Origin of the sequence: Bacillus sp. AFS012607, assembly GCF_002558005.1 — a bacterium.
Lineage (GTDB): Bacteria > Bacillota > Bacilli > Bacillales > Bacillaceae_G > Bacillus_A > Bacillus_A thuringiensis_S.
In genome coordinates this window covers 40044-63981 of sequence record NZ_NTVM01000041.1, presented here as the reverse complement: position 1 = coordinate 63981, position 23938 = coordinate 40044, and the positions used below count along the sequence as shown (strand labels likewise).

The window sequence follows — 23938 nt, the reverse complement described above, 5'->3', positions numbered from 1 at the left end:
CTTCATGGCTCACCATTTTCGCGGAAGTAGTTCAGTGGTAGAATACAACCTTGCCAAGGTTGGGGTCGCGGGTTCGAATCCCGTCTTCCGCTTTATTACTAAGGGGCCTTAGCTCAGCTGGGAGAGCGCCTGCCTTGCACGCAGGAGGTCAGCGGTTCGATCCCGCTAGGCTCCATCTAAATAGAAAAAGCTTACATCATACGATGTAAGCTTTTTTGTGTTTAAAAAGACAACTTTTATATTTATCGTTTAAAATGAAGAAAACGTAAAAATAAGGGATGGGGGGATAATTGTGAAAGTTGTTATTGCATCTGATTCATATAAAGAAAGCCTAAAAGCTATAGAAGTATGTGGAGCTATTGAAAGAGGTTTTAGAGCGATTTTTCCTAATGCAGAGTATGTGAAAATACCAATTGGAGATGGAGGAGAAGGGACGGTTGAATCACTTGTTGATGCTACAGGGGGGAGAATTATATCAATTAGTGTGACAGGACCGCTTAGAGAAGGTGTACAAGCTTTTTATGGCATTTCTAAAGATAAAAAGACAGCGTTTATTGAAATGGCAGCAGCATCAGGATTACAGCACGTTCCAGTTGAAAAGCGCAACCCACTTATTACAACGACAAAAGGAACAGGAGAACTTATATTACATGCGCTAGATCAAGGAGTGGGGTACATAATTTTAGGACTTGGAGGAAGTGCTACAAATGATGGTGGGGCAGGTATGTTAGCAGCTTTAGGAGTAAGATTTATAAATGACAAGGGTGAAGTAATAGATCCATCTGGAGGCGCATTACATTCAATTGATGCTATTGATTTTTCACAACTGGACCCACGCTTAAAGGGAGTAAAGATAGAAGCGGCCTGTGATGTGGATAATCCATTAGTCGGAATGCAGGGGGCATCTTTCGTATTTGGGAGACAAAAGGGTGCGAATGTAGAGATGATGAAAGAGCTAGATGAGAATTTAAAACATTACGCGAATATCCTTAAACGATATGTATCTTTTGATGTATCTGAAATACCTGGTGCAGGGGCAGCAGGAGGAATGGGAGCGGCTGTTATTTCAGTGTTAAAGGGAGAGTTGCGAAGGGGCATTGAAATTGTATTGAATTATACAAATTTCGATAAACATATAGAAGATGCAGATCTCATTATAACTGGTGAAGGTAGAATAGATGAACAAACTGCATATGGGAAGGCTCCTGTTGGTGTTGCGGGGCGTGCGAAACGTTTTTCTGTGCCTGTAATTGCTATTGGAGGGTCTGTATCATCTGATTATCCAGCTGTTTACGAGAAAGGAATAGATGCGGTATTTAGTATTACAACAAGACCGATGACACTAGAAGAAGCATATAGAGTAGCAGAAGAAAATATTGAAATGACAACGAAGAATATTGCAGCAGTATGGAAAATAGCGTCAGAAAAACACTTCTAAATGTAGGAGTGTTTTATTATTATTATTTGATAATAGTGATTGCGATTGTTTCATTAAGTTAACTTTATACATAGAATAGTCTTGAAATTTGATTTTCAACGTGAATATAAGTGAATAAATTGTATATCCATACAAAAAAATGTCGAGTTGAGTCAGACTATATAAAAGATTTAAAATATTTAGTGAAGGCATAAAAGGGGGATACTATCTATGAAAAAAGAAATTTCAGTTATTGGAGTTCCAATGGATTTAGGACAGATGCGTCGTGGAGTTGATATGGGACCGAGCGCGATCCGTTATGCAGGGGTAATTGAAAGAATTGAAGAAATTGGATATGACGTTAAAGATATGGGAGATATATGTATAGAGAGAGAAAAAGAGGTAGATGAAAATACAAAATTAAGAAACCTTACACAAGTTGCAACTGTATGTAATGAATTAGCAAGTAAGGTGGATCATATTATAGAAGAAGGTCGTTTTCCACTTGTATTAGGTGGTGACCATAGTATTGCTATCGGTACATTAGCTGGTGTAGCCAAACATTATAAAAACTTAGGTGTTATTTGGTATGATGCACACGGTGATCTAAATACAGAGGAAACTTCACCATCTGGAAATATTCACGGTATGTCACTTGCAGCAAGTTTAGGTTATGGACATTCTTCACTTGTAGATTTATACGGAGCATATCCAAAGGTGAAAAAAGAGAATGTTGTAATTATCGGTGCGCGTGCATTAGATGAAGGAGAAAAAGACTTCATTCGCAATGAAGGTATTAAAGTGTTCTCGATGCATGAAATTGATCGTATGGGGATGACGGCTGTTATGGAAGAAACAATCGCATATTTATCTCATACTGATGGTGTACACTTATCATTAGATTTAGATGGTCTTGATCCTCATGATGCACCAGGTGTTGGAACGCCTGTAATTGGTGGTCTATCTTATCGTGAAAGCCACTTGGCGATGGAAATGTTAGCGGAAGCTGATATTATCACATCTGCTGAATTTGTTGAGGTAAATACGATTTTAGATGAGAGAAATAGAACGGCAACAACAGCAGTTGCTTTAATGGGTTCTTTATTCGGTGAAAAACTAAAATAAATGTAAGAAAAGCAACTGAGAAGTTGCTTTTTTTATTTGAAAATAGGCGTATAATAATGATTTATATTATACTGTAAGATAAAAATGTTTGACATCTTACCAATTTGAGCTAAAGGGGGTTGTTTGTAATTGTCGTTTGTTTCATGTATGGTATAATTAACTAGTTGTTGGAAATACATACAGATAGAGCATAAAACAATATTTCAATATATGGATAGAATTGCTCGTAAGTAGGAGGAAGGGATAGCATGCCTTTTGAAGATACGACCATTTTGAAATATCTTAGTACGGCATTAGATATTGCCATTGTATGGTTTATTATATATAAGCTGATTCTCATAATCCGAGGGACGAAAGCTGTTCAACTTTTAAAAGGGATTACAGTTATCATTGTCGTTAAGATGATTAGTATTTTCCTTGAATTGCATACGTTATCTTGGCTAACTGAACAAGTATTAACATGGGGATTTTTAGCCGTTATTATTATCTTTCAGCCAGAATTGCGAAGAGCACTTGAGCAGCTAGGGCGCGGGAGTTTATTTTCGCGTGGTGGACCGCATGAGGATGATGAACCTGAAATGGTTGCAACAGCGATAGCAAAAGCAACCGAATATATGGGGAAACGTAGAATTGGTGCATTAATTACTTTGTCAAAAGAGACCGGTATGGGTGATTATGTGGAAACGGGTATTCCGCTGAATGCAAACGTATCATCGGAATTACTTATTAATATTTTCATTCCAAATACACCTCTTCATGACGGAGCGGTAATTATGCAAGGAAGTACAATTAAAGCAGCAGCATGCTATCTTCCATTATCAGAAAGTCCGTTTATTTCTAAAGAATTAGGAACTAGACATCGTGCTGCAATGGGAGTTAGTGAAGTTACTGATAGTATTACAGTAGTTGTGTCTGAAGAAACTGGTCAAATTTCTTTAACGAAAAATGGTAAGTTGCATCGTGATTTGAAGACAGAACAGCTGAAGGATATGTTATTAGCTGAATTTAGTGGGAACGAAAAAACGACTTCTTCGTCTTTATGGAATTGGAGGAGAAAGCGTCATGGATAAGTTAATGGAGAATCATTGGTTTTTAAAAGGGATCTCATTACTATTGGCGTGTATGCTTTTTATGTCAGCGACGTTAACTGAAAAAAATACGACATCAGGTATATTACCTTTTGCAAATGATACGAAAGAAACATTAACTAATTATGCGATTAACCTTAAGTATGATGAGGAGAAATATATTGTAAGTGGTATTCCAGCAGAGGGCGTTAAGGTGAAGTTAGAAGGCCCAAAAGCATCAGTTGCTACAGTAAAAGCAAAAAAACAATTTGACATACCAATTGATTTGCGAGATAGTCCAAAAGGAACTTATGAGATTTCTTTAAAAACGAACGGGCTTCCAGATGATGTGAAAGGAACAGTTCAGCCATCAACAATTAAAGTTACTCTTCATGAAAAGGCGAGAAAATATGTTCATGTAGATTTGAAATTATCAAATGAGGATCAGATGCCAGCGGGGGCTACTCTCGAAAAATCAAGCCTTAAACCGGATACTGTTGAGGTAGTTGGGACGAAAGAAGAAATTGAAAGCATTTCATCTGCCAAAGCGTATGTTGATTTAAAAGGTGTTAATAAAACTGTTACAAAAACGCCCGAAGTTACATTATACAATAAAGAAGGAAAACGTTTAAATGTAAGAACAAGTCCATCTAAGATTAGTGTAACGTTGAATGTGGCAACGCAAACTACAGCCAATAATACTGAAAAAACTGTTCCTGTAACGTATACGAAGAAGGGGAGTTTAGCAGAAGGGTTGGCAGTTACAAATATCAGTGTCGAGCCGAGAGAAGTAACGATAGCTGGTCCAAAAGATATTTTGGATAATATACAATCGCTAGAGGGGGTCGAAGTAGATTTTAGTCAATTGACAGAGTCTACAACATTCGATGCCTCTGTTTTATTACCCAAGGGTGTAACAAGTGCAAAACCGAATCAAGTGAAGGTTTCGGTGGGAGTACAAAAAACAAAACAAACGAAAACAAAAACGATTGATGGTATCCCAATCCAAAAAAATGGACTTTCTAAAGATGTTACGGCTCAGCTAATTTTGCCGCAAGATGAAAAGATAAGTGTTGATATTTCAGGAGAAGCAAGTATAGTAGATAAAATAACAGCTGCTCAAATAACAGCGGTAATTAATCTGCAAAATGTATCTTCAGGGACGAAAGATATTTCTATTCAAGTGAGTGGTCCTGGTAATATTTCAATAGAGCCAAAACAAAAAAGTGCTAAAGTTACTATTGTAAAGAAAGAAAAACCAGATAAAGAAGTACAGGGTAACGGTCAACAACCGCATTCAAACACCAATCAAGAAAATCAAAATGAGAAGCCAAAAAATCCTGAACCCGATCCAGAAAAGGAAACGGAACAGGAAAATAATCAAAACCAAAATCAAGATAAAGATAAAGAAACTAGTCAAGAACCAACAGTAGATAACCATAATCAAAAAGAGCAAGAAAAAGGAGCGAATCATAATGGGTAAATATTTTGGTACAGATGGAGTACGCGGAGTTGCAAATAAGGAGTTAACACCTGAATTAGCTTTCAAAATTGGGCGTTTTGGTGGTTATGTATTAACAAAAGATACAGATCGTCCAAAAGTAATTATCGGTCGTGATACACGTGTATCTGGCCATATGTTAGAAGGAGCTTTAGTAGCAGGTCTATTATCAACTGGAGCAGAAGTAATGCGCCTTGGCGTTATTTCTACACCGGGTGTTGCTTATTTAACAAAAGCACTAGACGCACAAGCGGGTGTTATGATTTCTGCATCTCATAATCCAGTACAAGATAACGGTATTAAATTCTTTGGTTCAGACGGCTTTAAATTAACAGATGAGCAAGAAGCTGAAATTGAAGCTTTATTAGACAAAGAAGTTGATGAACTACCACGTCCAACAGGTACTAACCTTGGACAAGTGAGCGATTACTTTGAAGGTGGACAAAAATATTTACAATACATTAAACAAACTGTTGAAGAAGACTTCTCTGGCCTACATATCGCTTTAGATTGTGCACATGGTGCCACATCTTCTTTAGCTCCATACTTATTTGCAGATTTAGAAGCTGATATTTCAACAATGGGGACTTCACCGAACGGTATGAATATTAACGAAGGTGTAGGATCTACACATCCAGAAGTATTGGCTGAATTAGTAAAAGAAAAAGGTGCTGACATCGGACTTGCTTTTGATGGCGATGGCGACCGTTTAATTGCTGTAGACGAAAAAGGAAACATCGTTGACGGTGATCAAATTATGTTTATTTGTGCGAAATACATGAAAGAAACTGGTCAATTAAAACATAATACAGTTGTTTCAACTGTTATGAGTAATTTAGGTTTCTACAAAGCACTTGAAGCAAACAATATTACAAGCGATAAAACAGCAGTTGGTGACCGCTACGTAATGGAAGAGATGAAACGCGGTGGTTACAACTTAGGTGGAGAACAATCAGGCCATATTATCTTACTTGATTACATTACAACTGGTGACGGAATGTTAAGTGCACTTCAACTTGTAAACATCATGAAAATGACGAAAAAACCATTATCTGAGCTTGCAGGAGAAATGACGAAATTCCCACAATTGCTAGTAAACGTTCGTGTAACAGATAAAAAATTAGCATTAGAAAATGAAAAAATTAAAGAAATTATTCGTGTTGTAGAGGAAGAAATGAACGGTGATGGCCGTATTCTTGTTCGTCCATCTGGAACAGAGCCACTTATTCGTGTAATGGCAGAAGCACCAACACAAGAAGTTTGTGATGCATTTGTACATCGCATTGTAGAAGTTGTGAAAGCTGAAGTTGGCGCTGAATAATTAGCTGAATTTATATGAAAAAGGAGCACAATAAGTGCTCCTTTTTCATATGTTTTATAGACGATGAAAAAAATTTCATTGACGGTTTATCCATGTTTGTTATAAGATGGTCTTGTTCTTTTTCTCAAAGGAAATATTGTAAATTATAAAAGCGCCAGAACTACAAATAGTGTAGTTGACGAGGTGGGGTTTATCGAGATTTCGGCGGATGACTCCCGGTTGTTCATCACAACCGCAAACTTTTACTTAAATCATTAAGGTGACTTAGTGGACAAAGGTGAAAGTGTGATGAGAGAAGAGGAACGGATGAAAACTAGCTGTATAAGTATATACGGACTTAAACCCAATCGAGAGGAAGGTGAAAGCCGTTACAAGCTTACAGGGCTAGCAATATGTAATCCGTTTTTTAGTATAAATAAAAATGGTATCGGACTATGTCGTTACATGTTCGCAGAGCAGTGTAAGCATTTGTAACGGCGACTAAACATGTGTGGAATCGTAGGATTTATTGGAGAGCAAGATGCAAAGGAAATTTTATTAAAAGGTTTAGAAAAGCTAGAATATCGTGGATATGATTCAGCAGGTATTGCAGTACAAGCAGAGAACGGTGTTGTTGTATACAAAGAAAAAGGCCGTATCGCAAAACTTCGTGAAATCGTAGATGAGAACGTAGCAGCAAGCGTAGGTATCGGACATACACGCTGGGCTACACACGGTGTTCCAAGTAAAGTAAACGCGCATCCGCATCAAAGTACATCAAAACGCTTTACACTAGTTCATAACGGTGTAATTGAAAACTATGAATTAGTGAAAAAGGAATATTTACAAGATGTAACGTTCGTAAGTGAAACAGATACAGAGATTATCGTACAGCTTATGGAACAACAAGTGAGCACAGGATTAAGTGTAGAAGAAGCGTTCCGTAATACGCTATCTCTTTTACATGGCTCTTATGCAATCGGATTACTTGATGCTGAAAATCCAAACATGATTTATGTTGCTAAAAACAAAAGCCCGCTATTAGTAGGTGTTGGTGACAACTTTAATGTTGTGGCAAGCGACGCTATGGCGATGTTACAAGTTACAGATCAATTTATTGAGTTAATGGATAAAGAAATCGTAATCGTAACGAAAGAAAGTATTACAATTAAAAACTTACAAGGTGAAACGATTGAACGTGCACCTTTTACAGCGGAATTAGACGCAAGTGATATTGAAAAGGGAACATATCCTCACTTCATGCTTAAAGAAATCGATGAGCAACCACTTGTAATCCGTAATATAATTCAAAAGTATCAAGATGAAAATGGCGAAATTGAATTAAATCAAGACATCCGCAATGCGATTTTAGATAGCGATCGTATTTACATCATTGCATGTGGAACGAGTTATCATGCAGGTCTTGTTGGAAAACAATTTATCGAGAAGTTTGCAAAAATGCCAGTTGAAGTACATGTAGCAAGTGAATTCTCTTACAACATGCCATTATTAACAGAAAGACCATTCTTCATTTACATTTCACAAAGTGGTGAAACAGCTGATAGCCGTGCAGTACTTGTACAAACAAATGAAATGGGTCATAAAGCATTAACAATTACAAACGTGCCTGGTTCTACTCTTTCTCGTGAAGCTGATTATACACTTCCATTATACGCTGGACCAGAAATTGCAGTTGCATCAACGAAAGCTTACACAGCACAGCTTGCAGTACTTTCAATTTTAGCAGCTGATATTGCTAAAGCAAAAGGTGAAGTTCTTGATTTCGATTTAACACACGAACTAGGACTTGTAGCAAATGCAATGATAGAACTTTGTGATCAAAAAGAAGAAATGGACGCATTAGCAAAACAATTTTTAGCAACAACGCGTAACTGTTTCTTCATCGGACGTAGCGTAGACTTCTACGTAGGATTAGAAGGTGCGTTAAAACTAAAAGAAATCTCTTACATCCAAGCAGAAGGATTCGCTGGAGGAGAGTTAAAACACGGTACAATCGCTTTAATCGAAAATGGTACACCAGTTATCGCACTTGCTACACAAGAGCACGTAAACCTTGGAATTCGTGGTAACGTGAAAGAAGTAGTAGCACGCGGTGCTAACCCATGTATCATCTCAATGAAAGGCTTAGAAATGGAAGGTGACAGCTTCGTATTACCAGCTGTCCATGAAGCACTAGCACCGCTAGTAGCAGTTATTCCATTACAACTTATCTCATACTACGCAGCACTTCACCGCGAGTGTGACGTTGATAAGCCACGTAACTTAGCTAAATCTGTTACTGTTGAGTAGGAGATTGGTAGGTTAATAAATATAGTTATAGCTTTAAAATAAATTTACAAATTTGCACCCCTTTAGATATTTTATCTAAAGGGGTGTTTTTGTGCCGAAAAAGAACATCTAGAATTGGTAAGTGGATAGAACCCTATAGATTAATGTTTTACTTTTATTTATCTGAATTTTCCGTTATCATTTTAAGTATCTGTGAAAAATCTCCTTTATTACGACAAAAAGAGACGAGAGATTTATGGACATTTCAAGGGGGGATATTGATGAAAGTGAATAAAAAAACATATCTAAGTATAGAAGAGATTATTTCATTACCAACCTTATCAAGTACAAACATAAGTGATGATGGTAAAAACGTAGCGTTTGTTAAGAAGACGGCTAACTGGAAAGACAATACATATAGGAATCATGTATGGATATATGGAAAAGAAAAGGGACAGAGTTGTTTATTGATAAATGGAGATATAGAAAGTACATGCCCATTATGGTCTCCAAATTCTAGGGATATAGCATATCTTAGCCCCGTTGGTAATGGGAAAAATCAGATCTTTGTTAAGTCACTAGATGGTTATGAAGGGGTTCAAATTACTGATGAGAAAGAAGGAGTCAGTACATTCAAATGGGGTCCTACTGGCAAGGGTCTTTATTATGTTACGCAGTCAAAAGAATGTGTGGAGATAAAGAAGCGTAGGGATCTATATGGAGAGTTTCAACATATAGGTAAGGAACACCAGAATAATTGTTTATATTACATTGAAATAGAAAAGGTGATACAAAGTGATACATATGAACACGAGAAAAGAGTTGTTTATCAATTAACTGATGGTAAGGATTTTCATATCCATGAATTTGATATTTCAAATGATGGGAAGAAGATTGTGTTTATGGCGACACCAAGCTCAAATATGGCGGATTATATAAATGGAGATTTATACATACTCCATACTAAAGCTGGAGAGCTACAAAAGCTGAATGTGGATAAGTTGTTGGGCGGTAGCGTCTGCTTTTCTCCTGAAGGCAGTAAAATATGTTACACAGCAAGTATAAGAGAGAAGGATTACTATAGAAACCATATACAAGACAGTACGTTAGAGGTATATGATATAAATACAGGAGAGGTAATTCAACCTGTAACAGATTTTGATAGTACTGTTATGCCATTACAGTGGACAGCTAAAGGAATTTTAATTAGATGGCAGGATAAAACGAATTATCGTATTGGATTACTAGCTGAAGATGGTACTGTAGAAGCATTAAGCGAAAAAGTAGATGGCTTTATAATGGATGCTTCTATAACAAAGGATGGAAAACATATATCCTATAATAAGGCTATAACAAATGAAACCTTTGAAATCTATTTAGACGATAAAAAAATAACGGATGAAAATAACTTTTTCAAAGGGAAACTTAAAAGTAACAGGGAAATCATCTCATGGAAAAGTAGTGATGGTCTTGAAATAGAAGGTGTTTTATCAACGCCAGTAGAGTTTGACGTAAATAAAAAATATCCTTTATTAGTAGTAATTCACGGCGGTCCGGCTTGGGCATCCTTTCCGATATTTTCAGACTGCTTCAATGAGAAATATCCGATTGAACAGTTTATCGAAAAAGGCTTTATCGTTTTAGAGCCAAACTACAGAGGAAGTTCTGGTTATGGTAATGAATTTTTAAAAGCAAACTATAGAAAACAGGGAATCGCTGACTATGATGATGTTATATCAGGGGTGGATAAACTAGTTGATCAAGGGATTGTAGATAATGATAAAGTAGGAGTTATGGGATGGAGTAACGGAGGATATATATCAGCTTTCTGTTCTACATTTAGTAGCAGGTTTAAAGCTATTTCAGTTGGAGGCGGAATCACGAACTGGAGTACTCATTATGTAAATACAGATATCCCTTATTTTATTAGAATGTATTTAGGAAATACCCCATGGAATGATCGAGAGATATATACGAAGACATCACCTATGACGTATATTAAATCAGCTTGTACACCTACCTTAATTCAACATGGGGAAAAGGATGCAAGAATTCCAATTACAAATGCATATGATCTATATCAAGGATTAAAGGATATGGAAGTTGATACAGAATTAATTATATTTAAAGGAATGGCATATAGTCCTAATCAGCCGGGAATGAATGTAGCTATTATGAAGCAGAATTTGATGTGGTTTTCACACTATATTCTTGGAGAGAGTGTAGAGGGTTTTAGGACTTTATAATGGATGTTTGTAAAAGACATAAGGTTGAAACGCTCTTCATATTGAGATGATTTATTATAAAATATATACTTAAACTACTATCCGTACACATATCAGGGAGGATTAATATGACAGGAAATAAAAATGACTTACTAGTAGAAAAACGTGAAGAGTTATTGAAAGTATTGAAAGCTCGTTTTGAGAAAAACATGAACCGCCATGAAGGTCTTGAATGGGCTAAAGTTGAAGCGAAGCTGACTACTAATAATGAAAAATTGTGGTCACTTAATGAAATGGAAGTAACTGGCGGTGAGCCGGATGTTGTTGGTTATGATGAAGAAAAGGACGAGTATACTTTCTATGATTGTTCAAAGGAGAGTCCTAAAGGCCGCAGGAGTCTTTGTTATGATCTTGAAGCGTTAGAATCAAGAAAAAAACATAAACCAGAAAATAACGTTATTGATGTTGCAAATGCTATGGGCATTGAACTATTAACTGAAGAACAATATCGGGAATTGCAAAAACTTGGGGATTTCGACATGAAATCATCAAGCTGGGTACAAACACCTTCAGATATTCGAGAACTCGGTGGTGCTCTATTTTGCGATTATCGCTTCGGACATGTTTTCGTGTACCACAATGGAGCAGACTCTTACTATGCTGCCAGAGGTTTTCGTGGCTCGTTAAAAGTTTAAATTAGGATAAATAAGAAAAAGAGCCTATACTCAGGCTCTTTTTCTTATTTATATTTTAAAAGTAAACTGTTACTACGCAGTTTTACTTAATTTATATGTTCCGTGGTTGTTTTTATGGAAAAGTTTAGGGAAAATATAGCCATCTAATCCAATACGTCCAGCGTTCTGCCCTGCAACTAAAATGAATATAGTCAAAATAAGCAGGTTTGGGTTTACACTAACAGTTCCACTTAATAAAAATGAAAGATTCATTATGATTCCGAAAAATGCAGCTGTTTTTGTTAATCCGCCTAAAATTAAACCTAGACCTACTAAAATTTCTCCCCATTGAACTAAAAAGCTAAATAGGTCTGCGTTTGGAAGGACAAAATGTTGAAGAAAATCTGCCCACCAACTTTGTACTGCAGGGTGGTCACCTGATGCTTGAGCAATAGCACCCTTTAGAAAACCACTTGCGTCAAAAGATTGTCCGAAGACTTTGCCTATCCCAGCAGCGAGCCATGTATATCCTATGTAAAGACGTAAAAGTAATAATATGAAAGTAGCACGTTTATCAGTTCTTAAAAAATTGATAATCATTGAAATCCCTCCAATATTGTATTTACAAGTTTATTATATATTCAATGTGAAAAGATTCACAATGAAGAGAATGTGAACAAGGATAGGTTGTGAGTAATTGTTTTATTTTTTGTAACATTTTATCTGTTTTGGTAAACTAAGAATAGAGATATATGTAAAGGGGACAAAGACTTAATATGTGGATGAACTTGTAATGATTAGAAATTAGATAGATGAATTTTTCTCTCATAAGTGAGGGTTTATTTAGCTATCTGTAAATCATCCAAGGACTGCATATTTGGCTTGTACATCCCTTTTGTAAGGATAGATGCCTATTTTATGTATCTGTCTTTTTTTGTGGGAAATTTTATATCTCTTATATAAAGTATGCGCCCTTTAAACTTGGAGGAGTATATGATGAATCAATTAAAAAATAAAGTAGCAGTTGTTACAGGGGTAAGTCGTCTAGATGGTATTGGGGCAGCGATTTGTAAAGAATTAGCTGAAGCAGGATACAATATGTTTTTTACGTATTGGACAGCTTACGATAAAGAGATGCCTTGGGGCGTCGATAAAAATGAACAAATACAATTAAAAGAAGAGCTATTGCAAAACGGTGTTAGAGTATCGAGCATGGAGATAGATTTAACTCGGAATGATGCACCGAAAGAGCTTATAAATAAAGTTACTGAACAATTAGGGTACCCTCATATATTAATTAATAATGCAGCATATTCTACGAATAATGATTTCTCTACGTTGACTGCTGAAGAACTAGATAAGCATTACATGGTAAATATCCGTGCGACTACATTGTTAAGTAGTCAATTTGCCCGGAGATTTGATAAGAAATCTGGTGGTAGAATTGTTAATATTACTTCGGGGCAATTTCAAGGTCCTATGGCAGGAGAACTAGCTTATGCGACAACGAAGGGAGCTATTGATGCTCTTACTAGTACATTGTCAGCAGAGGTAGCTCATTTAGGAATAACAGTGAATGCAATTAATCCAGGACCAACCGATACAGGATGGATGACTGAAGAGATAACACAAGGGTTAAAGCCGATGTTTCCTTTTGGCAGAATTGGTGAGCCAAAGGATGCAGCTAGACTCATTAAATTTTTAGTAAGTGAAGAAGCTGAGTGGATTACTGGGCAAGTTATTCATTCAGAAGGTGGATTTAAAAGATAAAAAAAGAAGGCATCTCACCCTGGTGAGATGCCTTCTTTTTTTAATCTTTCTTCAATCTTCGTGCAACACCATTCCCTAAAGACTGTAATCCTTGAACGAGGATAATTAAAATAAAGACTGTTGCATACATTACTTCAGGTTCATAGCGTAAATGTCCGAAGCGGTATGCCAAGTCCCCTAGCCCTCCAGCACCTACGAGTCCAGCCATTGCTGTTGCGCCAATTAAGCCAATTGTTGCAATTGTTAATCCAAGTACAAGGGAGGGACGAGCTTCTTTCACCATGACGTGCCAAATGATTTTAATAGTAGAGATACCCATTGCTTGATAGGCCTCAATGACACCGCGATCTACTTCTAGTAAGGCTGTCTCCATTAAACGTGCGATATAAGGAGCTGTGAAGACGACAAGCGGTACGATCACACCTTGCACGCCAATGGATGTTCCCATTAGAAACTTTGTAAAAGGTAAGATGAAGAATAATAGAATGATAAATGGAAGAGAGCGAATTATATTAATAATTGTATTAAGAATAGGATAAATGATTTTATTTTCGTGCTGTCCACCAGGTCTTGTTAAAACAAGTGTTACACTAAGTGGCAGTGCAATAAGGATCGAGATGAGTAATGAAATAGATGTCATTTGAAAGGTTTGGATTGTGGCTTCCCATATGACTTTACTCCATTCATCCAAAAAGGACTTGTTTTCCATAGTCTGTTTTCCCTCCCTCTACGATGATACCTTTCTCTTGTAAGAATGCTAAAGCACGGTTTACTTCATTTTTTTCACCTTGCATATGAACGACAAGTTTCCCATATGCCTCATGTTTTAACTGTGTAATATTACCAGATAAAATATTTGGATATACTTGGAAACGTTTTGTGGCGACAGCTAGTGCTGGTTCCCCTGAAGAACTTCCTATAAAAGAAAGTGTTACAATTTCTCCAGTACTTTGTAGTTCTTTCTGTACCTCTTCTGGAATTTTCGCTGCAAATGCGCTATTTACAAATTTCTTCGTTGTTACATGTTGTGGGTTTGTGAAAATATCTTTCACAGTCCCGCTTTCGACTACAGATCCATGTTCCATAACGGCAACGCGGTCGCATATACGTTGGATGACATTCATTTCATGTGTAATGAGTAAAATCGTAATTCCAATTTCTTCGTTAATCTTTAATAACAAATCAAGAATAGAATCAGTTGTTTCTGGATCTAAAGCGCTCGTTGCTTCGTCACTTAATAACACTTCAGGCTCATGTGATAGTGCACGTGCAATTGCAACGCGCTGTTTTTGACCGCCAGAAAGTTCGCTTGGATAAGCATCTTTACGGTTAAAAAGATCCACGATGCGTAAATATTTTTCTACTCTTTTTTCAATTTCCGCTTTTGGAATGCCAGCAAGGCGTAAAGGTAATGCAATGTTTTCATAGATGCTAACAGTTTTAAGTAAATTGAATCCTTGAAAGATCATTCCAATTTTTTGTCTCGCTTTTGCTAGTTCTTTTGTCGATAACGTTGTTAAGTCTTGTTCGTTTACAATGATATTTCCTGTCGTTGGTTTTTCTAATAAATTTACACATCGAATCAATGTACTTTTACCAGCGCCACTATACCCAATGATTCCAAATACCTCGCCTTTTTCTACTTTAAGGGAAGTAGACTTAAGAGCCTCAACATTCCCTTTTTTTGTTGTAAATACTTTGGATATATTTTTTAATTCAATCATTATCGTCAGCTCCTACCAAGATGGTAAAACTGAACCATCAAATTTTTTCTCGATAAACTCTTTTACTTCTTTAGATTGATAAGCTTTCTTTAATTTATTTACAACGGCATCATCTTTATTTTCAGTACGAACAACGACCCAGTTCACATATGGTGAATCTTTTCCTTCGCGGAAAATAGAATCTTTCGCTGGACTTAATTTTGCACCTAATGCAAAGTTTGTGTTAATTGCAGCTGCTTTCACTTCACTTAGTTGCGTTGGTAATTGAGAAGCTTCTAATTCAACAATCTTTAAATTTTTCGGGTTTTCAATTACATCTTTCGCAGTCGCTTTTTCTGTAGCCTTCGGATCAACTTTTAAAACCCCTGCTTTTTCAAATAATTTTAAAGCTCGCAGTTCATTCGTTGGGTCATTTGGTACAGCAATTGCATCGCCCTCTTTTAAGTCTTTTACATCTTTTATGTTTTTAGAATATATGCCCATAGGGAATGTTACTGTTGAAAATACTTCAGCTAATTTCATATTGCGTTCAGCTTTAAATACATCTAAATACGATTTTGTTTGGTAGCTATTTACATCAAGGCTTTTTTCATCTAAAGATACGTTCGGCGCTACATAATCATTAAATACTTTTATATCAATTTCGAGACCATCTTTTGCTGCAACTTCTTTTACCTTTTCAAAAATTTGTTCATGTGGTCCACCTGTTACACCGACAGTAATCTTTTTCTCGTCTAATGCTTTTACCTCTTTATCTGAACTCACGCTACAGGCGCCTAATAATAATACTGCTCCGCTTACAATGCTTAATAATACCTTTTTCATCTATAAATCCCCCTTCATATACGTTCCAAAATAAAAAGCACCTCCCAAAAATAAGAGAGGTGCCGAATAGACGAAATAGATTCCTCTCTTATCTTCCAAAACGAAAACTCGTTTTGCAGGAATTAGCACCTTAGCTTATATGTTATAAGCTCGGTTGCCGGGCATCATCGGGCCAGTCCCTCCGCCACTCTTGATAAGAGTATGTGTATGTAGTTTTGAATATGGTACTAATAGTAAATCGTACAAAAAGAATTGTCAATGATATTTTCAGAATATATTTTATTTTAAGGTAATCGAAACATTTCCTTTCTTATGGCCCATTTCTACATACGTATGGGCTTCTACAACTTCTTCTAATCGGTAAGTTCTATCAATAACAGGTTTTAGCTTTTCTGTTTCAGCTAGTTGTTTTAGTAGGTTCATATCTTCTTTACTGACCTTTGCCATCATTCCATTCACAGATACATATTTTCCATTAGGCATTAATGCATCTGTACAAAGAGACTTTTTATATTTTCCAACTGCATCAAATATAATATCGTAGTGCTCGCCCTGCTTAGTAAAATCTTCTTTCATATAATCAATTACGTTGTCTGCCCCTAAGGATGTAACTAAATCGAAATTCGAACTACTACAAATAGCTGTGACAGTCGCCCCGAAGTATTTAGCAAGTTGTACGGCAGCTGTCCCTACTGAACCAGAGGCGCCGTATATAAGTACTCGTTGCCCTTTTTTTATCTGTCCTTTTCTAAGGAAGTGCAATGCTGAAGTTCCGCCAAAAGGAATAACGGCAGCTTCTTCATATGTCACATTGGTAGGTTTTAATGCTATTAATCCACTTTCATGCACGCATGTGTATTCGGCATAACCACCAAGGTTTAGTTCTGTTAATGCAAAAACTGGATCTCCTTTTTTAAATTGTGTTACATCTGTTCCAATGTCTTCGATTTCACCGGATAACTCTACGCCAAGTATAGGTTTCCTCGGTTTTCTGAAACCTAATATGATCCGCATAGGAATCCAAAATAAGAGGGGGCTATTAAAGCCACGTATTCTACAATCTCCAGTCGATACACTTGTTGCGTGAATTTTAACTAATACTTCATTTTTTTTAGGTTTAGGCTTTTCTACATTTTGAATCTGGAGAACATTAGGTGGTCCATACTTTGTGCAAATAATTGCTTTCATAATGACCTCCTGAAATGAGTTGTTATTATTTACATCATATTTAAACTTTTTCTCAAACATGTTGCTATATAGGAAAAAAATTAAAGAAGAATATTACGAATTATATAGATTTCATAGGAAAAGAGATGATATTATTTTTGGGAAGGAGGGGACGTTATGAAAAAACTTATTTTAATTTCAAGTTTAGTACTTGCAGTTGGTCTAGGAGTAGGGTGTAGTAATGAGGAAACAAAAAAGACTGATGAACCGAAAAAAGAAGCTGTGCAGAAAGAAAAGGAATTAACAGCGAAGGATGTTTTCAATAAAGCGAATGAAGCTTTTAAAAACGAAGAAAATGTAACGATGACATATGATGTGGGAATAAAGGCTGAAGGAACAGAGATGAATGTAATGAAGGCTAAAATGCAACTAGAGCCGAAGAAAAAAAACTCTCGTTCTGAAATGAATGTTTCTGGTACAGAGGTTATTGTTTATGATGTGGGTGGAAAAATTGCTGGTCAGGTGAAAAATCCTAATTCGGGTGAAGTTATGTCTGTACCAGAGGAACAATTAAATGCTAACGGAATGAATGCGACTCAAGGAATGGTAGATAATTTAGAGATTCCATCGGAAATTTTAAATAAAGTGAAGATGGAGAAAAGTGGAGATAATTATAAGCTGAAGTTTGCATTAAAAGGGAAAGAGACAGAGAGTATGCTAGCTAGTATGGATGAAAAGCAGAAACAAATGCTACAAGGCCAAAATGCAAAGATAGAAGAAATAGATGGGGAATATATTATTACAAAAGATTTTAAATATGAATCAGCAAAGATAGATATGGTTATGAGTAGCAATGGTGAAGATAAAGCGCACATTATTACGGATGCAAAGTTTACATCGTATGATAAATTTGATCCAATACAATTGCCAGCAGCAAAGTAATCACTGTCAAGAGAGGTACCTGAAAGAACGGGTATCTCTTTTTGTTGCTAATAAGGAGAGTGTCCTTTGAAAAAAAGAAAGATAGCAGTGGTCATTGCGGCATATACGGTTTTGCTTGCAACGTCTGTACATACGTATAAAAAACAAATTGATCATCCTATTATGAGTGATGTAGGTAAATTGCTTCCGACAAAAATAAAACGAGTTGAAAGTGCTACGGAAGAGCACTCGTTAATAAAATTAGTGCGAGATGCAAAAGTTTCAGGAGAGAAAATTTCCATTGCAGGTATGCAACATAGCCAAGGAGGACAGACATATTATCCGAATGGTACGATGCTCGATATGAAAGGATATAATAAAATATTAGAATTTGATCCAGAGAAGAAGCGGATTACAGTTCAAAGTGGTGTCACGTGGAATGATATTCAGAAGAAAATAAATCCATATGGCCTTGCGGTACAGGTCATGCAGTCTCAAAATATTTTTACTGTTGGTGGTTCATTAAGTGTAAATGTACACGGGCGTGATATTCGTCATGAGGCACTGATTGATACAATAGAGTCATTTAGATTGTTAATGGCAGATGGCACGGTACGTAATGTAAGTAGAGAAGAAAATGCAGCGTTATTTCCATATGTCATTGGTGGTTACGGTTTATTTGGAGTTATTTTAGATGTGACGCTGAAGTTAACAGATGATGAATTATATGAAATGCACACGAGAATGATAGATTATAAAGAATACGCATCTTATTTCAAAGAGAAAGTGAAAAGAGATGAGAATGTTCGTATGCACTTAGCACGTATTTCTGTTGCTCCAAATTCATTTTTAAAAGAGATGTATGTGACAGATTATACTTTGGCACAAAATCAAAATATGAGAGAAGAGTACAGTGAATTAAAGGAAGAAAATATTATAGCTGCACCGAAATTTTTACTTGGGTTATCACGTTATAGTGATTGGGGAAAGAATACATTTTGGAATATACAAAGAGGTTATTTTGAACGTACAGATGGAAAGTATGAGACGCGTAATAATGTTATGAGATCAGATAGTGCTTTTATGGAATATGAAAATCCAAATAGGACCGAAGTGTTACAAGAATACTTTGTGCCTATAGATGCTTTCACGGAGTATATAGATGATTTACGTAACGTATTAAATGAAGAAGAGTTTAATTTGCTCAACATTACGATTCGTTACGTGGAAAAGAATGAAAATGCAGTTTTGTCCTATGCGAAAGATGATATGTTTGCGCTGGTTCTTTTAATTAACCAGGGACGCTCAGATAGTGAGATAAAGAAAACAGAAGATGTCATTCGGAAGATGATTGATGTTACTTTAAAGCATAACGGTAGTTACTATTTGCCGTATTATTCTTATCCAACGAAAGAGCAGTTAAAGAAGGCATATCCTCGTATTGAAGAATTTCTCAAGAAAAAGAAGGAAGTAGATTCAGAAGAGAGATTTGTGAATTTATTTTATAGGGAGTATACGAAATGACATATAGAAGATTTGTAGCTTCGCAAAGTATCATCATGATGGCAGGAAGTATGGTATTTCCTTTTTATATATTATTGCTTCGAAACGTTGGAAATAGCTTCTCGCAATTTGGCTGGGCGTATGGCTTATTTGCTTTAACATCAGCACTTGTATATCCACTAGTGGGAAAGGTATCTGATCAAGTAGGTGATAAAAAATTATTAATAATATACGCTTGGTCCATGGCAATCTTAATGCTTTGTTTTCCGATTGCCACGGAAGTATGGCATGTGTATCTTCTTCAAATTGTAATGGGAGTTTTAGGTGCTGTGCAGCGTAATACTGAGAAGACTTCGTTAGCACGAAAGGTTGCGCAGGAAAAGGCTGGTTATGAGATTGGAAAATACCATGTGTGGACATCCATTGGCGGAGCAGTAGCGGTTATTGCCACGGGATATTTAGTAGATTTCTTTACGATTGGTACAATTTTTTATATTGCATCTATTCTATATGTAGTAAGCGGGATTGTATTAAGTAGTAAAAAAATATAACTATTCCTATTTTCACCTTAATACCCTTTATTTGTTATACTAAAAGGGAATACAAAAGAAAAGGGGACAGTGCCTTTGATGAAATTTGTAGTTTTAGCTATTCTTACTTTGTTTTTGATTCCATGGACAAGAAGTAGTAGTAAGCTTCGAGCAGTGGATAAGAAGGGAGATAAGAAGGTTGTAAAGGGTAAGAAATCATCTATTTTAGTTATTCCTGTTTTATTTTGGATAGGTATTGCAATCTATGAATACTTTTGGCTAATTGATGATCGAGTAGATTCGATTCTTACTCATTATTCTGTTGCAGTAGCAATTTTAATTGGGCTTGTTTTATTTTCACAAGATCAAATAGGTAAATTAGAAGGTACGTTAAAAGGACTTCTAATGTTTATTTTACTCGCAAGTTACGGTTACTTTGGTTATTTGCACGATATAGTAATCTCGCAAAAGAAATATGATTCTGTTGTTAAGGTAGAGAAAGATATTTCAGAGCCATTTACTGAAAATGACCAGCCGTTTACAGTGCCGCCAAAGACAGCGGAGAATAAGATGAAAAAAGTATTTGGTGATATTCCGAAAGTAGCTTATTTTGAGCTAGGAGAATTAACGCCACAAATGGTAAACGGCGAAGCTTTATATGTAGCGCCGATTGAAGTTTCAGGATTTTTTAAAGCGCGTAAAGCTGAGACAATTCCAGGGTATGTAACGATGTCAGGTACAAATCCTGATGCGGAAGCGAAACTGCACCTCGGTTATAAAATGAAATATGTGCCAAGCATGTTTTTTGGTAATAATTTAGAGCGTGTGGTAAGGCAAGCAGAACCAGATTTAATCTTTAAAGGAAAACCTAAATTTGAGGTTGATGATAAAGGGAAACCATATTATACAATGACGTATGGTGAATTTATTTCAGGAAGATCTGGATTTGAGGTAGAGGGTGTTGTCGTAGTAGACGCACAAACAGGTGAAGTGAAAAGGTATGATAAAGGAAAGGCACCTAAATTTGTTGATGGTGTATTAAATCATGAGACTGCATCTACGTTAAATACGTACTTTGGTAAATATATTCACGGATTTTGGAATACGAAATTCTCGCAAACTGATATGAAGATTCCGACTGAGTGGGGAACGAAAGAAGGCGTGACCCCGATCTTTGGTAAAGATGGAACACTATATTATTTTACAGACTTTACTTCTCCAAAAGAAGGAGTAGATTCAGCCCTAGGCTATTCATTAGTAGATGCACGCACAGGCAAGCTATATTACTATAATGGAAAAGAAGTGAAGGGGATTATGGATGGTTCAGCAGCTACAGAAGTAGTGGATAATTCCTTTAAGAGAGAGAAATGGCATGGGACAATGCCTGTCATTTATAACGTATACGGTAAACCAGCTTGGATTATTCCGGTTGTTGATGATGGAGGCCTAGTACGTGCACATACAGTTGTATATGCTGCTAATGCAAAAATATTTGCGACAGGTTCTTCGCAGAAAGAAGCGCTTGAGAATTATAAAAACGTAATGAACGGTAATGGTGATACCTTTAGACCAACCTCAACAGGAAAAGAAGCGCAAAAAGAAGGTATTGTACAACGTGTATATAAAGAGAAATCAGGTGAAAATACAATCGTGTACGTACTTTTAGAGAATGAACAAAAGGTATTTATGATACCGGTGAAGAAATTCCCGTATGCTATGTTTACAGAAGTAGGAGACCCAATTCAAATTACATATTTAGATACAGGAGAGACGATGGCCTCAGTATCTAAATTTACGAATAGCAATGTGAAAAAGTAAAGCGATAGAATTTCTATCGCTTTTTTTACATTATGAAAGAGGAAAATGCGCTGTACTTGACGTATGTTTATGATGTAACTATAATTGTTACGATTCAGTGTGTATAGGAAAGGGTGAATTGAAAAAGTGAATGAAGTTAATCACGAAATATATAAACCTGTAAAGGCAAACAGGTTATGGATGATTCTTGTATTAGGAACACTTACGGCGATTGGGCCATTATCTATTGATATGTATTTGCCTTCATTACCGAAGTTAACGGATGACTTGCAAACAGGTGCATCCCTAGCGCAGCTTACATTAACAGCTTGTCTGCTTGGGCTGTCAGTAGGACAATTATTTGTTGGCTCAATTAGTGACATTTACGGAAGACGCAAACCACTTATTATTGCTCTTATTATTTATGTTGCTTCTTCTTTACTTTGTGCTGTTGCGCCATCTATTTGGACATTAGTGTTATTGCGCTTCCTACAAGGAGCTTCAGGATCAGCCGGGATTGTTATATCACGTGCGATGGTACGTGATATGTACTCAGGTTCTGAAATGACGAAGTTTTTCTCATTGCTTATGTTAGTAAACGGAGCAGCACCTATTTTGGCACCGATTATTGGGGGGCAATTATTACAGTTTACAACGTGGCGCGGTGTTTTCATCGTTCTTGGAGCAATTAGCGTATTCATGTTAATCTCAGCTACTTTTGTATTGCGTGAAACATTACCTCCTGAAGAAAGAGAAACGGGTGGTTTGTCAGGGACTTTGGCGACGTACGGAAAATTGTTAAAGGACCGTCTGTTTATGGGATATGCATTGTCACAAGGATTAGTAACAGCGGCAATGTTTGCATACATTTCGGGCTCACCATTTGTGTTGCAGAACATATACGGAGCATCACCACAGCAATTTAGTTTATTCTTTGCGATTAACGGCATCGGTATTATTATTGCTAGTCAGGTAACGGGTCGTTTAGCGGGGAAAGTGAATGAGAAGACATTATTTGTTGCTGGTATTATTATCGCAGCTGTTGGTGGCCTATCTTTACTACTGACAATCGTACTAGGAATAGGTTTAATCGGTGTTTTATGTTCGTTATTCCTTGTTGTATCAAGTGTCGGGGTTGTATCAACAACTGGGTTCTCATTAGCGATGAGAAATCAGAAGCAAGCTGCAGGAACAGCGTCAGCTTTATTAGGCTTATTACAGTTCATTTCAGGAGCGCTTGTCGCTCCGCTAGTAGGTATTGGTGGGAGTAATACAGCGTTACCGATGGGTGTTGTTATTGCGCTTTGTGAAGTAGGAGCAGTATTATGTTATCTATTTATGGCCAGAAGAAGTGAGAAGCAGTTTGAACTGCAACAAAGGCAAAATTTAGAGGCTTAACAAAAAAGAACTGATTCAAAGGGAATGTTTGAATCAGTTCTTTTTTTCATTTCTTTGAAATACCTCATACATATTATTCATGATCGTATCATATAAAACAGCAAGTTTATCCCACACCCAGCGATTACTATCGACTTCTTTTTCCCCACAGTCGATAATATCGGTATGGTCAGTAATTTTATACGCTTTTTTAACGATAATAGGAGCAATCTTCGGTATACGTGGGATTTCCTTTAAGGTATCTGCAAAGTTTCCAATGTAGACATGACCGATGATTTCGATTGTTAATGATTTATCCGATATATTTAGCACGGTATGAAATTGATTTGTATGTTGTTGTTTTAAATATTGAGCTAACTTAAATGGAGCATGCTTCTTCTTTAATACGCGGCGAAGGCTCTCTGTATTTTCGATATGAAGTGATTTTTCGCGAATAAGGACACGAATATCTTCTCCCATAAAAGGCATTGTGTTGTACATAGATGATTCTCCTTAAAACCTTACATATGTTTGCGTTATGCATATGTAAGTCTAGCATGGTTTGTTCTTTATGTGTGCTTACAGTTTTGTAAGGTGATGTAGTAAAGCATTGCAAAAGTTATTTGTATAAAGTGACGATACTGTGACAAACATGTTGGTATATATATTACGATGTCGTCTTAAGTGTAAAAAGTAGGGCGTTCTCGGTATAATAACAAGTGGAGA

At 36.4% G+C, this 23938-nt stretch carries 21 protein-coding genes, 2 tRNA genes and 1 riboswitch; of the genes, 17 read left to right on the top strand and 6 right to left on the bottom strand.

Annotated elements, in window-relative coordinates; translation table 11 throughout:
• Window positions 1-20 precede the first annotated feature (20 nt).
• From CN409_RS29170 to CN409_RS29120, 11 genes are all read left to right on the top strand, one after another.
• A tRNA-Gly gene (locus tag CN409_RS29170) sits at window positions 21-92 on the top strand.
• A gap of 10 nt (window positions 93-102) precedes the next feature.
• Window positions 103-175 (top strand) — tRNA-Ala (locus CN409_RS29165).
• A 117-nt stretch (window positions 176-292) separates the two neighbouring features.
• A complete protein-coding gene (locus CN409_RS29160) occupies window positions 293-1438 on the top strand; it encodes a glycerate kinase (protein WP_000869594.1) in 1146 nt (381 codons plus the stop codon).
• A 210-nt stretch (window positions 1439-1648) separates the two neighbouring features.
• Window positions 1649-2542 (top strand): arginase, encoded by an 894-nt coding sequence (rocF, locus tag CN409_RS29155; RefSeq protein ID WP_000711565.1) that lies wholly within the window; start codon window positions 1649-1651, stop codon window positions 2540-2542.
• Window positions 2543-2790: 248 nt separating this feature from the next.
• A complete protein-coding gene (gene cdaA, locus CN409_RS29150) occupies window positions 2791-3612 on the top strand; it encodes a diadenylate cyclase CdaA (RefSeq protein ID WP_001115692.1) in 822 nt (273 codons plus the stop codon).
• Window positions 3605-5092 (top strand): CdaR family protein, encoded by a 1488-nt coding sequence (locus tag CN409_RS29145; protein ID WP_097981844.1) that lies wholly within the window; start codon window positions 3605-3607, stop codon window positions 5090-5092. Before cdaA ends, CN409_RS29145 begins: the two co-directional genes overlap by 8 nt.
• A complete protein-coding gene (glmM, locus tag CN409_RS29140) occupies window positions 5085-6431 on the top strand; it encodes a phosphoglucosamine mutase (RefSeq protein WP_000521478.1) in 1347 nt (448 codons plus the stop codon). The genes CN409_RS29145 and glmM overlap by 8 nt, the downstream gene beginning before the upstream one ends.
• Before the next feature lie 288 nt (window positions 6432-6719).
• Window positions 6720-6905, top strand: coding sequence for a hypothetical protein (locus CN409_RS29135; protein ID WP_001206405.1), 186 nt, complete (start codon window positions 6720-6722; stop codon window positions 6903-6905).
• A gap of 12 nt (window positions 6906-6917) precedes the next feature.
• Window positions 6918-8720, top strand: coding sequence for a glutamine--fructose-6-phosphate transaminase (isomerizing) (gene glmS / locus CN409_RS29130; RefSeq protein WP_000334155.1), 1803 nt, complete (start codon window positions 6918-6920; stop codon window positions 8718-8720).
• A gap of 260 nt (window positions 8721-8980) precedes the next feature.
• Complete coding sequence (locus CN409_RS29125; protein WP_000867577.1) at window positions 8981-10945, top strand: S9 family peptidase; 1965 nt, start codon at window positions 8981-8983, stop codon at window positions 10943-10945.
• 107 nt (window positions 10946-11052) lie between these two features.
• Window positions 11053-11619 (top strand): DUF4256 domain-containing protein, encoded by a 567-nt coding sequence (locus tag CN409_RS29120; protein WP_000147385.1) that lies wholly within the window; start codon window positions 11053-11055, stop codon window positions 11617-11619.
• Window positions 11620-11691: 72 nt separating this feature from the next.
• Here the strand turns inward: CN409_RS29120 and CN409_RS29115 are convergent, their stop codons facing one another.
• Window positions 11692-12198: a DoxX family membrane protein gene (locus CN409_RS29115; RefSeq protein WP_097981846.1), complete on the bottom strand. Its 507-nt coding sequence runs from the start codon at window positions 12196-12198 to the stop codon at window positions 11692-11694.
• Between the two features lie 393 nt (window positions 12199-12591).
• On the opposite strand from CN409_RS29115, the gene CN409_RS29110 reads away from it, so the two are divergent.
• Window positions 12592-13368 (top strand): SDR family oxidoreductase, encoded by a 777-nt coding sequence (locus tag CN409_RS29110; RefSeq protein WP_141527752.1) that lies wholly within the window; start codon window positions 12592-12594, stop codon window positions 13366-13368.
• 40 nt (window positions 13369-13408) lie between these two features.
• Here CN409_RS29110 and CN409_RS29105 read toward each other — a convergent pair whose 3' ends face one another.
• The 4 genes from CN409_RS29105 to CN409_RS29090 form a co-directional block, all read right to left on the bottom strand.
• A complete protein-coding gene (locus CN409_RS29105; RefSeq protein ID WP_000428878.1) occupies window positions 13409-14077 on the bottom strand; it encodes a methionine ABC transporter permease in 669 nt (222 codons plus the stop codon).
• A complete protein-coding gene (locus CN409_RS29100; RefSeq protein ID WP_097981849.1) occupies window positions 14052-15092 on the bottom strand; it encodes a methionine ABC transporter ATP-binding protein in 1041 nt (346 codons plus the stop codon). The genes CN409_RS29105 and CN409_RS29100 overlap by 26 nt, the downstream gene beginning before the upstream one ends.
• A gap of 12 nt (window positions 15093-15104) precedes the next feature.
• Window positions 15105-15917 (bottom strand): MetQ/NlpA family ABC transporter substrate-binding protein, encoded by an 813-nt coding sequence (locus CN409_RS29095; protein WP_000756989.1) that lies wholly within the window; start codon window positions 15915-15917, stop codon window positions 15105-15107.
• An 85-nt stretch (window positions 15918-16002) separates the two neighbouring features.
• Window positions 16003-16117, bottom strand: a riboswitch (SAM riboswitch).
• 79 nt (window positions 16118-16196) lie between these two features.
• The gene (locus tag CN409_RS29090) at window positions 16197-17105 is read right to left on the bottom strand and encodes an NAD(P)-dependent alcohol dehydrogenase (protein ID WP_097981851.1); all 909 of its coding nucleotides are present in this window, start codon (window positions 17103-17105) and stop codon (window positions 16197-16199) included.
• 156 nt (window positions 17106-17261) lie between these two features.
• Between CN409_RS29090 and CN409_RS29085 the strand changes: the two genes are divergently transcribed.
• The 5 genes from CN409_RS29085 (at window position 17262) to CN409_RS29065 (ending at window position 23233) form a co-directional block, all read left to right on the top strand.
• A complete protein-coding gene (locus CN409_RS29085) occupies window positions 17262-18026 on the top strand; it encodes a DUF6612 family protein (protein WP_000733608.1) in 765 nt (254 codons plus the stop codon).
• Between the two features lie 66 nt (window positions 18027-18092).
• Window positions 18093-19529, top strand: coding sequence for an FAD-binding oxidoreductase (locus CN409_RS29080; protein ID WP_000746278.1), 1437 nt, complete (start codon window positions 18093-18095; stop codon window positions 19527-19529).
• Entirely contained in the window at window positions 19526-20059 is a 534-nt protein-coding gene (locus tag CN409_RS29075; RefSeq protein WP_000222368.1) for an MFS transporter, read from the top strand. Before CN409_RS29080 ends, CN409_RS29075 begins: the two co-directional genes overlap by 4 nt.
• A 78-nt stretch (window positions 20060-20137) precedes the next feature.
• Window positions 20138-21856 carry a DUF3981 domain-containing protein gene (locus CN409_RS29070; RefSeq protein ID WP_000674042.1) on the top strand — a complete coding sequence of 573 codons (1719 nt, stop codon included), beginning with the start codon at window positions 20138-20140 and terminating at the stop codon, window positions 21854-21856.
• 117 nt (window positions 21857-21973) lie between these two features.
• The gene (locus CN409_RS29065; protein ID WP_223266695.1) at window positions 21974-23233 is read left to right on the top strand and encodes a multidrug effflux MFS transporter; all 1260 of its coding nucleotides are present in this window, start codon (window positions 21974-21976) and stop codon (window positions 23231-23233) included.
• Between the two features lie 33 nt (window positions 23234-23266).
• Here the strand turns inward: CN409_RS29065 and CN409_RS29060 are convergent, their stop codons facing one another.
• Window positions 23267-23713 (bottom strand): hypothetical protein, encoded by a 447-nt coding sequence (locus tag CN409_RS29060; RefSeq protein ID WP_000282869.1) that lies wholly within the window; start codon window positions 23711-23713, stop codon window positions 23267-23269.
• Window positions 23714-23938 lie beyond the last annotated feature (225 nt).

Excerpts from the sequence above, each read along its gene's own strand:
- rocF (WP_000711565.1), top strand. The coding sequence starts at position 1,649 with ATGAAAAAAGAAATTTCAGTTATTGGAGTTCCAATGGATTTAGGACAG.
- cdaA (WP_001115692.1), top strand. The coding sequence starts at position 2,791 with ATGCCTTTTGAAGATACGACCATTTTGAAATATCTTAGTACGGCATTA.
- CN409_RS29145 (WP_097981844.1), top strand. The coding sequence starts at position 3,605 with ATGGATAAGTTAATGGAGAATCATTGGTTTTTAAAAGGGATCTCATTA.
- glmM (WP_000521478.1), top strand. The coding sequence starts at position 5,085 with ATGGGTAAATATTTTGGTACAGATGGAGTACGCGGAGTTGCAAATAAG.
- CN409_RS29135 (WP_001206405.1), top strand. The coding sequence starts at position 6,720 with ATGAGAGAAGAGGAACGGATGAAAACTAGCTGTATAAGTATATACGGA.
- glmS (WP_000334155.1), top strand. The coding sequence starts at position 6,918 with ATGTGTGGAATCGTAGGATTTATTGGAGAGCAAGATGCAAAGGAAATT.
- CN409_RS29125 (WP_000867577.1), top strand. The coding sequence starts at position 8,981 with ATGAAAGTGAATAAAAAAACATATCTAAGTATAGAAGAGATTATTTCA.
- CN409_RS29120 (WP_000147385.1), top strand. The coding sequence starts at position 11,053 with ATGACAGGAAATAAAAATGACTTACTAGTAGAAAAACGTGAAGAGTTA.
- CN409_RS29115 (WP_097981846.1), bottom strand. The coding sequence starts at position 12,198 with ATGATTATCAATTTTTTAAGAACTGATAAACGTGCTACTTTCATATTA.
- CN409_RS29110 (WP_141527752.1), top strand. The coding sequence starts at position 12,592 with ATGATGAATCAATTAAAAAATAAAGTAGCAGTTGTTACAGGGGTAAGT.
- CN409_RS29105 (WP_000428878.1), bottom strand. The coding sequence starts at position 14,077 with ATGGAAAACAAGTCCTTTTTGGATGAATGGAGTAAAGTCATATGGGAA.
- CN409_RS29100 (WP_097981849.1), bottom strand. The coding sequence starts at position 15,092 with ATGATTGAATTAAAAAATATATCCAAAGTATTTACAACAAAAAAAGGG.
- CN409_RS29095 (WP_000756989.1), bottom strand. The coding sequence starts at position 15,917 with ATGAAAAAGGTATTATTAAGCATTGTAAGCGGAGCAGTATTATTATTA.
- CN409_RS29090 (WP_097981851.1), bottom strand. The coding sequence starts at position 17,105 with ATGAAAGCAATTATTTGCACAAAGTATGGACCACCTAATGTTCTCCAG.
- CN409_RS29085 (WP_000733608.1), top strand. The coding sequence starts at position 17,262 with ATGAAAAAACTTATTTTAATTTCAAGTTTAGTACTTGCAGTTGGTCTA.
- CN409_RS29075 (WP_000222368.1), top strand. The coding sequence starts at position 19,526 with ATGACATATAGAAGATTTGTAGCTTCGCAAAGTATCATCATGATGGCA.
- CN409_RS29070 (WP_000674042.1), top strand. The coding sequence starts at position 20,138 with ATGAAATTTGTAGTTTTAGCTATTCTTACTTTGTTTTTGATTCCATGG.
- CN409_RS29060 (WP_000282869.1), bottom strand. The coding sequence starts at position 23,713 with ATGTACAACACAATGCCTTTTATGGGAGAAGATATTCGTGTCCTTATT.